This window comes from Bradyrhizobium sp. GW821-FHT12B03, assembly GCF_058807535.1.
Window position 1 is genome coordinate 66,718 of the sequence record NZ_JBXAQU010000022.1, and the last position, 11,656, is coordinate 78,373.

13 protein-coding genes are annotated in these 11,656 nt (G+C 65.2%); 4 read left to right on the forward strand and 9 right to left on the reverse strand.

Translation table 11 applies throughout. From position 1 onward, the window contains the following. Nucleotides 1-45 precede the first annotated feature (45 nt). The 3 genes from mltG to gmk all read left to right on the forward strand — a co-directional run bounded on the left by mltG (nucleotide 46) and on the right by gmk (nucleotide 2,994). The gene (mltG, locus tag AC1RUR_RS31975; RefSeq protein ID WP_492851485.1) at nucleotides 46-1,320 is read left to right on the forward strand and encodes an endolytic transglycosylase MltG; all 1,275 of its coding nucleotides are present in this window, start codon (nucleotides 46-48) and stop codon (nucleotides 1,318-1,320) included. A 123-nt stretch (nucleotides 1,321-1,443) separates the two neighbouring features. After that, complete coding sequence (locus AC1RUR_RS31980) at nucleotides 1,444-2,331, forward strand: YicC/YloC family endoribonuclease (RefSeq protein ID WP_492851487.1); 888 nt, start codon at nucleotides 1,444-1,446, stop codon at nucleotides 2,329-2,331. Nucleotides 2,332-2,334: 3 nt separating this feature from the next. Beyond that, on the forward strand, nucleotides 2,335-2,994 hold the full coding sequence (gmk, locus tag AC1RUR_RS31985) for a guanylate kinase (RefSeq protein ID WP_492851489.1): 660 nt from the start codon (nucleotides 2,335-2,337) through the stop codon (nucleotides 2,992-2,994). Here gmk and AC1RUR_RS31990 read toward each other — a convergent pair. Beyond that, nucleotides 2,927-4,117 carry a hypothetical protein gene (locus AC1RUR_RS31990; protein WP_492851491.1) on the reverse strand — a complete coding sequence of 397 codons (1,191 nt, stop codon included), beginning with the start codon at nucleotides 4,115-4,117 and terminating at the stop codon, nucleotides 2,927-2,929. The genes gmk and AC1RUR_RS31990 overlap by 68 nt on opposite strands. Nucleotides 4,118-6,365: 2,248 nt before the next feature. Between AC1RUR_RS31990 and AC1RUR_RS31995 the strand changes: the two genes are divergently transcribed. Next, complete coding sequence (locus tag AC1RUR_RS31995) at nucleotides 6,366-7,475, forward strand: polysaccharide biosynthesis/export family protein (RefSeq protein WP_492851493.1); 1,110 nt, start codon at nucleotides 6,366-6,368, stop codon at nucleotides 7,473-7,475. A gap of 368 nt (nucleotides 7,476-7,843) precedes the next feature. On the opposite strand, the gene AC1RUR_RS32000 is transcribed toward AC1RUR_RS31995, so the two are convergent. The 8 genes from AC1RUR_RS32000 to AC1RUR_RS32035 form a co-directional block, all read right to left on the reverse strand. Further along, entirely contained in the window at nucleotides 7,844-8,074 is a 231-nt protein-coding gene (locus tag AC1RUR_RS32000) for a hypothetical protein (protein ID WP_492851495.1), read from the reverse strand. Between the two features lie 58 nt (nucleotides 8,075-8,132). Next, complete coding sequence (locus tag AC1RUR_RS32005) at nucleotides 8,133-8,309, reverse strand: hypothetical protein (protein WP_492851497.1); 177 nt, start codon at nucleotides 8,307-8,309, stop codon at nucleotides 8,133-8,135. A gap of 39 nt (nucleotides 8,310-8,348) precedes the next feature. Then, nucleotides 8,349-8,540: a hypothetical protein gene (locus tag AC1RUR_RS32010; protein WP_492851499.1), complete on the reverse strand. Its 192-nt coding sequence runs from the start codon at nucleotides 8,538-8,540 to the stop codon at nucleotides 8,349-8,351. Between the two features lie 86 nt (nucleotides 8,541-8,626). Continuing rightward, on the reverse strand, nucleotides 8,627-8,842 hold the full coding sequence (locus tag AC1RUR_RS32015; RefSeq protein ID WP_492851501.1) for a DUF6894 family protein: 216 nt from the start codon (nucleotides 8,840-8,842) through the stop codon (nucleotides 8,627-8,629). Nucleotides 8,843-8,904: 62 nt separating this feature from the next. Further along, entirely contained in the window at nucleotides 8,905-9,624 is a 720-nt protein-coding gene (locus tag AC1RUR_RS32020; protein ID WP_492851503.1) for a Crp/Fnr family transcriptional regulator, read from the reverse strand. A gap of 342 nt (nucleotides 9,625-9,966) precedes the next feature. After that, nucleotides 9,967-10,197 carry a hypothetical protein gene (locus AC1RUR_RS32025; protein WP_492851505.1) on the reverse strand — a complete coding sequence of 77 codons (231 nt, stop codon included), beginning with the start codon at nucleotides 10,195-10,197 and terminating at the stop codon, nucleotides 9,967-9,969. Nucleotides 10,198-10,268: 71 nt separating this feature from the next. Further along, entirely contained in the window at nucleotides 10,269-10,430 is a 162-nt protein-coding gene (locus tag AC1RUR_RS32030; RefSeq protein ID WP_492851507.1) for a Flp family type IVb pilin, read from the reverse strand. Between the two features lie 148 nt (nucleotides 10,431-10,578). Then, nucleotides 10,579-11,637, reverse strand: coding sequence for an alcohol dehydrogenase (locus tag AC1RUR_RS32035; RefSeq protein WP_492851510.1), 1,059 nt, complete (start codon nucleotides 11,635-11,637; stop codon nucleotides 10,579-10,581). Nucleotides 11,638-11,656 lie beyond the last annotated feature (19 nt).

Here is an 11,656-nt window from a genome sequence, read left to right on the forward strand (position 1 = left end):
TGATTGTCAGGCCGCGATTGAACCGGCAGGATTCAGGTTGCATCGATGAGTGAAAGGCCGCCCATTTCGCCCCGGAGTCCACGGGCAGCGCTCGAGCCCGAGCAGGTCCCGCCGCCGCCGAAACGATCGGACCGCGCGCGCAATCCCTTTGTGATCGTCGGCAACGCCATCATCACACTTCTCCTGATCACCATGATCGGTGCGGGGGCCGTCTATTATTACGGCCGGCAGATGCTCGAAACGCCGGGGCCGCTCAAGGAAGACAAGATCGTCAACATCCCGCAGCGCGCCGGCAAGCGCGACATCGCCGAGACGTTGAACCGGGAAGGCGTGACCGACGTCAATCCGTGGGTGTTCATCGCCAGCGTCGCCGCGCTGAAGGCGAGCTCGGACCTCAAGCCCGGCGAATATTCGTTCCAGAAGAACGCGTCGTTGCGCGACGTCATCGCCACCATCGTCGAGGGCAAGGTGGTGCAGCATGCGGTCACGATACCGGAAGGCCTGACCTCCGAGCAGATCGTGGCGCGGCTCTCCGATAACGACATCTTCACCGGCAGCGTGCGTGAGCTGCCGCGCGAGGGCACGCTGTTGCCCGAGACCTACAAGTTCCCGCGCGGCACCACGCGCGAGCAGGTGATCCAGCGCATGCAGCAGGCGCACAAGCGCGTGCTGACCGAGATCTGGGAACGCCGCAACCAGGACATTCCGGTCAAGACTCCGGAGCAGCTGGTGACGCTGGCCTCGATCGTCGAGAAAGAGACCGGCAAGCCGGACGAGCGCAGCCGCGTCGCCGCCGTGTTCGTCAACCGCCTGAAGCAGAGGATCAAGCTCCAGTCCGATCCGACCATCATCTATGGCCTCGTCGGCGGCAAGGGCACGCTGGGCCGCCCGATCAAACGCAGCGAGATCACCCAGCCCTCGCCCTACAACACCTATGTGATCGAGGGCTTGCCGCCGGGCCCGATCTCCAATCCCGGCCGCGCCTCGCTGGAAGCCGCCGCCAACCCGGCCCGCACCCGCGACCTCTATTTCGTCGCCGACGGCACCGGCGGGCATGCCTTCACCGAGACCTACGACGCGCACCAGAAGAACGTCGCCAAGCTGCGCGCGATGGAAAAGCAGATCCAGAACGACACGGTCGAGCCGGCCGAGGACGCGCAGCCGCCGGCAGCCGCTGCGCCCGGCACTGCCGACACGCCGACCGCGACCACCCCCAGGCCGAACCAGCAGAAAAAGCCGCCGGCTGCTCCTCGGCCCGCCAATCCCGCTCCGGCCCGGCAGGGCGCGGTGCAGCCCTCGCCGCCGGTGGTGCAGCGCTAGGCCGCGCGCAGACCTGACCTGCCCACGGCACTTTTGCGGATTCCACTTTCCGGCAAAATAGTCTTAAGATTCGCGCGGCCCGATGGCCTCGCGAATCCCTGAGTTTCTGGAGAATCTGATCTGATGGCGCTGTCGTCCATGACCGGCTTTGCCCGAAGCCACGGCGCTAGCGGGCCGTACACGTTCGAATGGGAGTTGAAGTCGGTCAACGCCAAGGGCTTCGACCTCAGGGTGCGGCTGCCGCAGGGGTTCGACGAGCTCGAGGCTTACGCCAAGAAACGCGCCGGCGAGCTTTTGTCGCGTGGCACGGTCTACGCCAATCTCACCGTCAAGCGCGCCAATGCGGCAGCCTCCGTCCGCGTCAATGAGGACGTGCTCAACGCCGTCCTGAAGGCTGCCTCGGTGATCGCCGGCAAGGTCGATGCGGTCGCGCCCAGCGTCGACGGTCTCTTGGCCATCAAGGGTGTCATTGAGGTCGCCGAGCCCGAGGGCGACGAGGAGGAGGACAAGGCGGCGCGCGCTGCTGTGGCCGAAGCCTTCGACAAGGCGCTCGACGAACTCGTCGCGATGCGCAAGCGCGAGGGGACCTCGCTCGCCCAGATCCTGACCCAGCGGGTGGATGAGGTCGAGCAACTCGCGAAAAAGGCCGAAGCCGCACCCGGCCGCAAGCCCGAGGCGATCAAGGCGAGGCTCGCCGAGCAGATCGCAACGCTGCTCGACACCTCCGACCGTTTCGATTCCGACCGCCTGATGCAGGAGGCGATCCTGATCGCCACCAGGGCCGACATCCGCGAGGAGCTCGACCGCATCGCCTCGCACATCGCGCAGGCGCGCGAGCTGATCGGCAAGGGCGGCCCGATCGGGCGCAAGCTCGACTTCCTGGCGCAGGAGTTTCACCGCGAGGTCAACACCTGCTGCTCGAAGTCGAACGACATCGAGCTGACCAATACGGGGCTCGCCATGAAAAACGTGGTCGAGCAATTTCGCGAGCAGGTCCAGAATCTGGAGTGATCGATGACGATTGGCGGTCACGGAACTGACGGTGTCGAGCGGCGCGGATTGATGTTCGTGCTGTCTTCGCCCTCGGGCGCAGGCAAGACGACGCTGTCGCGCTTGTTGATCGAGCGGATGCCGGGCCTGCGAATGTCGGTCTCGGCGACGACTCGCGCGAAGCGCCCCGGCGAGGTCGACGGCCGCGACTATCTGTTCGTCGACAAGCCGCGCTTCGAGGCGATGGTGAAGGACGACGAGCTGCTCGAATGGGCGACCGTGTTCGACAACCGCTACGGCACGCCGCGCGCGCCGGTCGAGGCGGCGCTGTCGGGAGGGCAGGACGTGCTGTTCGACATCGACTGGCAGGGCACCCAACAGCTGCGCGAAAAAGCGCGCGCGGACGTCGTCAGTGTGTTCATCCTGCCGCCGTCGGCCGCCGATCTCGAAAAGCGGCTGCATTCGCGTGCGCAGGATTCCGACGAGGTGATCCGCAACCGCATGAGCCGTGCCAGCCACGAGATGAGCCACTGGGCCGAATACGACTACATCGTGATCAACCACGACGTCGACGAGGCCTTCGCCGAGGTGCAGTCGATCCTGAAGGCCGAGCGCCTCAAGCGCGAGCGGCGGATTGGCCTCGTGGGATTCGTCCGAGGTCTGCAAGGTCAGCTTCAAGGCTAGGCTGCGCCAGCCGCGGCCCTTGCTTTGCCATCCGTTCCAGCATCGCCGTGATGACGTCGATGTCGACATCCTCGTCGCGCGCGTCTTCGGCGCGATCGTCGGGCGCTTCTTCGCGAGTATCGATTTCGTGAGTATCGATGGCCGCGAGTTGAGGCGCTGACGTCTCAATCTCGAATTCCCCGTGAAATACGTCGGTCGCGGCCTCGTCGGGCGCGGCTGCCTTGACGTGTGTGGGAGCGGCCTGCGCGGCGACCCTGGCGATCTCGTCGGCGAATGCGGCGAGTGTTGCAGCCTGCTGCGGACGCGGGCGCGCGGCATCGAAGTCGATCGGCTGCGGCTGCTGCACGCGCGGCGTCCCAGCGACCCAGGGCGCACGGCTGGCGTGCTGATCCTGCGGCTCCCAATCGTCCCAATTCACCCGGCGGTCGCTCGCCTGGACGCGAACACCCGCGCCGGCGAAGCGGTAGACGACGCTGGCGAGGATGCCGGCGAGCGCCAGTGCACCGACGATGACGAGCAGGAGCGTCTGGAGCGAGCCGGTCGGCTTGTCGGCGGGAATTTCGGCGGCAGCCAGCGCCACCGGAGCGGCCGACGATTTCGCCGGCCGCGCGGCGGCCGTTGCCGGTGAGGCCACCGGCTGCGGTGCGGGCGGGGCGGTCGTGGCGGACGCGTCGGGCCAACGCGTGGCGACCGCGGGCTGCTCTGCATTGCTGTCGCTGGCGGCCGGAGATTGGGGCGCGGCGGCGGCCGGTGCGGCCTGTGCGATCATGCCCGGCGCGGCTGTGCCCTGCGGCGTGAGGTATTCGGCGCGCGCGTCCTGCACCGAGCGTGGCTGCGGCGCCGTCGAATCCGCGGCCGGTGCGTCGGTCGTCGCCTGGGCACTCTGCACGGCCCTGCCGCCCTCGGCGCGCAGGTACCAGCATTGCCGCTTGGTGCTGCGATCGAGGCGATAGTACCAATGCTGTCCCTGCGGTGCGGTGCCCTTCGGCGAGGCGAGGCAGTCGCCGGCAGCGCTTGCCGTGCCAGGCGCACTCGGTGCGTTCTGCGACACGGCGGCCAAGGGCGCGCCGGCAATGATGCTGGCGAATAGAGTCGAAATGAACTTCGCGGCTCGGTTGCCCATCCTGGTCTCCCGGTTACGCATCACGCAACGCTGTTACCTTCCCTTTTTCGTCAAAGACTTGGGTGGCAATGAGCCGCAAATCCGGAAAGGATGTGGCTTGAATCGGGCCTGCGGCATGTTCGTTCCGCCACGACAGGAGGTTTTCTTGCCGTGCTGTTGCCTGCTTGAGTTCCGGGTTCCCGCGCAGCCGGAGCCGAAAGTTCCGCAGGCGCTGCGCGGCGAGGGGCCATGGCTTCGCGTTCTCGCGGCAGGTTTCGCCCGAGCCTTGCTGTCGTTCGCCGCCCGTTGGAAGCCAAAGGGCGCAGGGAAGACCGGGCGCCGGCGGCACCCGCAATCCGTGCGCTACGAAGATGCACACGGTTTGACCACAGGTGATGCCGGTCGCCCGGCCTTCCCTGCGCGGATGGTTTTAACGGTGTCCTTCGTGCTCTCCCCGGGGAGCGATGCACTATTGCCCCCGTCGTCTCGCAGATCGCTGATGCGCGTGCCCGGTCGGGCCGCCACATCACCGCGAGCCTTGACGCACAGACCCCGGGCGTCAGGACCACACGACTTCTCCGTCCGCGGACGGCCCCGCCTGATCATCAGGGGCTTGCGTGTGCTCACCCCCAACGACCGACAAGCCCGCTGTGACCGCACCGTGTCGTACCGCGTCGCGTGAGACTCACGGTTGCCCGCCCTGCCATCACGCGGTTCGCGCCGGTGCTGCCGCGTCCACCGCACCCTGGCCCGCATGTCGTGACGGTCGCGAACGCCCCTTTGGCAGGGCCAGGCTGAGGGGTGTATGCCATAAATCCGAAATTCGGGAAAGTGGAATATTTTTGCAGCAAGGGCTTGACCAGGTGTTTTGCCCGACGCCTCGCGGCGGGCTCCCACGACCTCCGCCGTCATTCCGGAGCGCGTGCCAGCGCGAGCCCGGAATGACACAAGCTATCGCATATGCCTTCTTGGGGACGACCTGAGCACGCGCTTTGAAGCCGACGCGCCGAACACAGCCCCGTGCATATCAAGGCGCGGCGAAGCGGGCAGATCAGACCCCGAATGCGTGTCCACGCGGTGTTCATGGTTGTGCAGCCCGGAAGGGGGCGGGTCCTTGATGACGGGGCTTACGTCGCACGCGCCGCATCCCGTTGCGGCCTGTGGTTGTTTGATCGCGGCGCAGAGCGTTGGTGGCTGTCGAGAAGTTGCGGGGAGAACGCGGTGTGGCTTCTCGAACACGCCTCGAACTTTGTTCTCGCCCGGAGAACTACGGAATTTCGATAGGGCTGGCCACGGTCCAGCGGGCCGCGCCGGGGCAGGCTGGGACGGCGCCACTCCTGTCCGGGACAATTTGCGGGCGGGCAGTGTGTTCCTGACGGGCGTCGATCGTCGTGTTGGCGAGCATCAACCGCCTCCGCTCGCCGGTCTTGAGCCGTCTCGATGACAGCGAGCGCGCAAGTCTTCAAGCAACGGATGCCAGCCGTCGTCGCGTTGTCTTCCAAAGAGCGATTGTTTCCAGAGATAGAAGAATGTTCGTTGTTGTTTCTGTCGATCTGATTGCCCTTGAGGCAACTGAATCCTGTGACATGCTCATTTGTGTGCTGCGGAGGTTCAAACGACATGCATAAGCTGACTTTCGCCTTGGTGATCGCGTTGTGCGCGGTAGAGGGTGTTCAGGCTCAGCCGTTCTTGCCGCCGCCTCGGGGCGCCGAGGTCGGGCCACTTCCACCTCCGCCATCCGGGCGACCTCCTCGATTGCGTTGCGTGGCGCTTCCTCCTGGTCCACCGGGACCTCCACCCATCATCTGCCGTGCTCCTCCTGCGCCTCCTGGCGCGCCGTGCGGATGTCGCGGTCCGTTTGGCCCGGTCCCAGGGATAGTTCAGTAGCTGAGGCGCCGATGGACGGCATCTCTGTTGCGCAGGAGCGCTGCAACGAAACGCTACATTGCGAAACGCCACGAGGTTCGAAAGCTGTTTAAGAGAAGTTCTGTTCTCGGATCGAACAGATCGAGTGCAGACGCGAGGGACATGACGAAATGAAGCCTTCTTCGGTGGTGGCGATTGGCCGACGGACTTTCCTTATGCGAACCTCGCGAGCCCGCATGGTCTGTTTCGTCTCAGACTCCGATTTATCGTTCTGAGACTTTCGATGCGCTCCCTGGTAAGTCGGCCAGCCCTCGCTCGCGACGCAAAGAGGCTCGGTATTCGCCGCGTCTTCTCGAAAGGGCTCCTGGTGGTTGTCGCGCTATCCTCGACGGGATGTTCGATCATGCCCAGCTCGGGGCCGGAAGATCACGTCATCAAGAGCAATGCGACGAAAGCTGGACCGGACTACGGGCTCGTCAAGCTCACCCCCGCCGTGGTCGACCTGCTGAAAGAGTACGGCCCCACTGCGATCTCCGCGGCGTTTCCGGATCGTCGGCCGCCGCCCAGCATCAAGTTCGGTGTGGGTGATGTCGTCGCGGTGACGATTTTCGAAGCCGCGGCCGGAGGTTTGTTCATTCCCGCGGAGGCGGGTACACGGTCCGGCAATTTTGTCTCGTTGCCGAACCAGAACGTCGATACAGCCGGGTTTATCACGGTGCCCTATGCCGGCGCCGTCAAGGCGGCGGGGCGCACACCGAGCGAGATCCAGCAGGACATTGTAAAAGCGCTCGGCAATCGCGCGATCGAGCCGCAGGCGGTGGTTTCCCTGTCGACGCAGAATACGTCGTTGATCAGCGTCCTGGGTGAAGTCAACAGCCCGAGCCGTCTGGCGGCCAACGCCGCGGGGGAGCGGATTCTCGACGTTATCTCGCGCGCAGGCGGCCCAAAGGGGCAGGGGTATGAGACCTGGGTGACGTTGGAGCGCGCCGGCAAGCGTGCGACCGTTCCCTTTGGCGAGCTCGTGTATCATCCCGCCAACAATGTCTGGGTTCATCCCGGTGACACCATTTATGTCTACCGGGAGCCGCAGATCTTTCTCGCCTTTGGCGCGTCTGGATCGCAGGGGCAATTCCCGTTCGATATGTGGAAGATCAACATGACCCAGGCGATGGCCAAGGCGGGCGGTCTGCTTGATGCCCAGGCCGAGCCCGCCGGCGTCTATGTCTATCGGCGCGAGCCGCGCGAGCTTGCGGAACGACTGGGAGTTGATTGCTCCAAGTTCGCCGGAGCCTTGGTGCCCGTGGTCTATAACGTCGATTTCCGGGACCCCGGGGGCTTCTTCCTGGCAAGCAGGTTTGACATGCGGGACAAGGACGTGCTGTTCGCGACGAATGCGGCGACCTACGATACGGACAAGTTCCTGAACTTCGTCCGGACCGTGATTGCGACCGCTAACGACACGATTGTTGCCGCAGACAACGCGCAGACTCTGAGGATCAATTTGCGGCAGTAACGGCGGGAACATCGCCCATCGGCTTCTCGCGCATCCCAGAATGACGCAGGGCAATCGCATATGGCGTGCACAGTGTGGCGGCATCGGCGGTGAGCTCCCTCCCCCGCGTGCGGGGGAGGGTTGGGGTGAGGGCTGTCTCCGCAATGGGATTGTCGATAATTGCGGAGGGACCCAAGTGGTGAGAGCCCTTACCCGCCGCGCTCGGGACGATGCTTCGCATCGCCCGGGGCGCGTCGGCCTCTCCCGCATCCGCCTTCGCCAAGGTTTCGGCGGACAAGAGCGGGAGAGGCGGAGCAAGCCCGCGATCCCAGTTAAATCCATATGCGATTGCCCTGCAGAATGACGGCGGGATGCGGGAAGCCAGGAGACTACGAAGCCTGTCTCCACACCCGCGCCAGCGTCAGCGCCAGCAGCCCCAGCGCGGCGCTGATGAGGCCCACCATCACGTAGGATTGCGCGAAAACGCCGGTCTGAATGAAGACCTGGCACGCGATCACGAAGCAGATTGCGGCCAGCAGCAGGCAGGCGCAACCGACGATGATCGACAGATAGCGTATCGCGGTTGCGACCGGTCTTGCGGGTGATGCGGAATCGTTCATGCAAGTACCAACGGCGCGGTCACCAGCAGGTTCCGCCACTGCCATGCGCACGGGACTGCTAGTCACGTGCGCAGCAATCGACCAGCGCGCGCCAGATCCGCTGGACTTCGATCGCTCGCTGAAGCGCGAGGACGTCGTTCTCGCTTGCATGGGACGATCGTGTGTCCGGATGGGGTTCGCGCGGCGTGATCCAGCGTTCGGATATCGGATCGTACCACTTGCCGAGAGTGAACAAGCCCGTGTCTCCTGTTTCGTCTCCGCGGTGTCTGATCGTCTATCCCATCCGCCTGTTGCTGGTGTTCTGGGTGAGGTTGCCGTGTGCGGCCTGCTCGCGAATGTTCTGCTTCTCGTCGTCGCGGTGACCCTTGGTGGTGTCGACCGGGACCGTCGGCGCGCTGCCGGGGCCCTTGTGGCTCTGGTTGTCGTCGGGAACGGGTCGCACTGTCGTTGTCAGCGGCTTCGTCATCAGCTCTGACTCCGTGTTGCCTTCACACCAAGCAAACGCGTTGCAGGCGCGGGACGTTCCAAGGTCGGGTCCGAAGTGATAAGGCCTCACCTAAACCGCCGCGTCACCATCGCCAGCACGAACACCGGTTCGTTGCCGTCGTACACGCCGAGTGTCCAGCTGTCGCCGGGGCGGAGCGCATGCTCGACGTCGCGGGAGAGCCGTACCGCTTCTCGCCAGGCGGCCTCGTCGTTCGCAAGCGTCTCGCCGGTTGTGTCGGTGTGGGGCTGTTGCCCCTCGAAGTGAAAGAAGTACCGCGGCATGTCGGGCAATGCGGCGTGCAGGCAAACGTTCCGCGCAATACGCGGCGTTTGACACAGCAAGGTCAGTCCTCGGCCGTTGCCGTCCCGCCCAGCACCTCGCCAAAATGTTTCCTGACCGAGTCGTTGCAGGCGCAGGCCCTGGCTTGGAGCGCGCGTGCATCGAGGATCAGGATGGTGCCGCGGCGGGTAGCCAAGATGCGCCTTGCCTTGAACGTCTGGATGACGCGGCTGGCATAGCTGCGGGAGACGCCGAGCATGCCGGCGAGCTGCTCGTGGGTGAGAGGGATCTCGGCCTCGCCGATATGCTCGTGCACGGAGATGATCCACTTGGCGGCGCGCTGCTCGATCGAATGGGCGGCATTGCAGGCCGCGCTCTGGAGCAGCTGCGCGAACTGGCAGTCGGCATAGCGCGACAAGACCTCCCGGAGCGTGGCCGACCTCTGCTGCGCCTGCTCCAGCGCGCGCAGCGGCAGCCGGAGAAGCGTGCCACCGAGCTTCACGACGACGCGCGAATAGGCGAGCGAGGAGCTGCGGCCGGCGGCAATCCCCACCGCGCCCTCGCGGCCCACCAGCAGGCTTTCGACCTCGCGGTCGTCCTCGACCGGCACGGCGAACGACACCAGCGCACGGCCGCAGGGAAGATGCACCGCCGTCACCGCGTCGCCGGCGTGATGCAGGATGTGGTTCGCCGCGAGGTCGACCGGCTGGAGGTGTGGCGCGAGCAGTTCGAAATCGTGAGGGCTGAGCTGTCGGAGCAGATCGTTCTGGGGCCGGCCGGTCACATTGTTTTCTCTTGTTGCTTGGTCTCGGCCGGGAATCGGCACCGGCGAGAACCCTACGTTTCCGCAGCGGAACCGACGGTTCCAAAGTGCACACAAGGAATTTTCGGGCGTCGAAAAATCGGCGCGGTTTGCGGAATTTCGGAATGCGTCGAGGCGACAGGCCGCACGGAGCCGGCTAACTTCGCGATCTCTGTTCAGGAGTGAACACAAGCGGCTTGCGGACCGGCGTAGCGTCCTCACCCGCAGAAGCGCCGTACCCCGTGCGCTTTGCCCGACGACCGCCGGCCCATACCTGCTCGAACGCCGCCGGGCCGGCGGGTCCGAGGGCATCGTCGCCGCCCATCACCCGATGCGGGCGTGCTGTGATGGCCGGCTTTTCGCCGCGTGCGCGCGCCAGGCGTCGATCGCCTTGTTGGCGAGCATCAACTGCCGACGTTCGCCGGTTCTGAGCTGCGCTTCGATGGCGTCGAGGAGAAAGTTGGACGTCGCCTCCGGAGGCCCGAGCTCGCCGCTTTGCTCCAGGAAGCTCCAGGCGATGAAGAACGCGCTTTCGACGGTGCAGCGAATGGACATGCGCAGCCAACGCGTCGCGCCCGCCGGCGTTCCGCGCAGAGGCGAGTACCTCGAACGAAAGGGCGCCGCGCTTACTTCAGCGAGGTGCTGATCGAGCCGAACTTCAACTTCAGCGTCGAGCCGAGATTGTTGACCACGGCGATGATCGCAAGCGCGATGCCGGCGGCGATCAGACCGTACTCGATCGCGGTGGCGCCGGATTCGTCGGCCAGAAAGCGGCGGATGGTCTGCATGGGCTCACCGAAATTCCAAAGAGAAGGCTGGTGAGATCTATAGTCCGCGGCTCTTCGGTTCCCCTATGCGGAACCGGGCCTTGCGTCAATTCCGAGTTAATCGCGCTGACGAAAATGGCTCCAGATCCGTGTCGCCGTCACACGGATCTCAGTTCTTCAGCACGATGCGGCCGACGACCCTGCCGGCGCGCAATTCGTCGATCCATTTCTGGACGTCGGCCATCGGTTCCTCGCGCATCGGCGTCGGCTTGATCTTGCCGGTGCGGGCGAGCGCCATCAGCTCCTGGCCCTCCGCGAGCGTGCCGACCATGAAGCCTTCGACGGTCAGGCGCTTGTAGACCCATTGCACCATCGGCAGCGTGAACTGGCCGCCCATCAAGCCGGACACCACGACCTTGCCGCCGCGCGCGGCGACCGCCACCGCGAACGCCATCGACTTCTCGTTGCCGGCGAAGTCGACGATCTCGTCGAAGCCGCCTTCGGTCTCTTTCAGGATGCGCTTGATCACGTCGGGCTCTGACGGATCGTAGGCGACGGCTGCGCCGTTCTTCAGCGCCGTGTCGCGCGCGGCCGGCGAGAGGTCGGCCACCGTGATCGGCTGCTTGAACATGGCCTGCGCGAAGGAGAGCCCCATCATGCCGACGCCACCGAGCCCGATCAGCAGGAGGTTGCGCTGGCGCGGACGGTCGACCAGGCGCTTGAGCGCGCCGTAGGCGGTGACGCCGGAGCACATCAACGTTGCGGCCTGGTTGACGGGCAGGGGATCGTAGTCGAGCAGATACTTTGCGTCGGGCACCAGGACGTGAGTTGCAAAACCGCCATCGATGGAGACGCCGAGGAAGCGCTGCTTCGCACAGAGATTCTCGTCACCATTGGCGCAGTCGCGGCACTGGCCGCAGCCGATCCACGGAAACACCGCCTTCTTGCTGCCAATGAGGCCGGCGGGAACGTCAGGGCCGACTTCGTCGACGATTCCGGCGATCTCGTGGCCGAGCGTGAAGGGCAGCGTCATGCCGCGCGTGGTGTCGAGCTTCTTGCCGCCGCCGAGATCCGCATAGCCGTCCTGGATGTGCAGGTCGGAATGGCAGAGGCCGCAGCGCTCGATGCGCACCAGCACCTCGCGTCCTTGCGGCTTGGGCGTGTCGACGATGGTCTCGCACAAGGGCGCATCGAACTTGACCAGGGACTGCCGACGCATCAACGCCATTTTCTTTCCTCCGGAATTT

Coding starts and splice junctions, on each gene's coding strand:
- AC1RUR_RS32000 (WP_492851495.1), bottom strand. CDS start 8,074: ATGAACGATTCCGCATCACCCGCAAGACCGGTCGCAACCGCGATACGC.
- AC1RUR_RS32035 (WP_492851510.1), bottom strand. CDS start 11,637: ATGGCGTTGATGCGTCGGCAGTCCCTGGTCAAGTTCGATGCGCCCTTG.
- AC1RUR_RS31995 (WP_492851493.1), top strand. CDS start 6,366: ATGCCCAGCTCGGGGCCGGAAGATCACGTCATCAAGAGCAATGCGACG.
- mltG (WP_492851485.1), top strand. CDS start 46: ATGAGTGAAAGGCCGCCCATTTCGCCCCGGAGTCCACGGGCAGCGCTC.
- AC1RUR_RS32030 (WP_492851507.1), bottom strand. CDS start 10,430: ATGCAGACCATCCGCCGCTTTCTGGCCGACGAATCCGGCGCCACCGCG.
- AC1RUR_RS32010 (WP_492851499.1), bottom strand. CDS start 8,540: ATGACGAAGCCGCTGACAACGACAGTGCGACCCGTTCCCGACGACAAC.
- AC1RUR_RS31980 (WP_492851487.1), top strand. CDS start 1,444: ATGGCGCTGTCGTCCATGACCGGCTTTGCCCGAAGCCACGGCGCTAGC.
- AC1RUR_RS32025 (WP_492851505.1), bottom strand. CDS start 10,197: ATGTCCATTCGCTGCACCGTCGAAAGCGCGTTCTTCATCGCCTGGAGC.
- AC1RUR_RS32015 (WP_492851501.1), bottom strand. CDS start 8,842: ATGCCGCGGTACTTCTTTCACTTCGAGGGGCAACAGCCCCACACCGAC.
- AC1RUR_RS31990 (WP_492851491.1), bottom strand. CDS start 4,117: ATGGGCAACCGAGCCGCGAAGTTCATTTCGACTCTATTCGCCAGCATC.
- gmk (WP_492851489.1), top strand. CDS start 2,335: ATGACGATTGGCGGTCACGGAACTGACGGTGTCGAGCGGCGCGGATTG.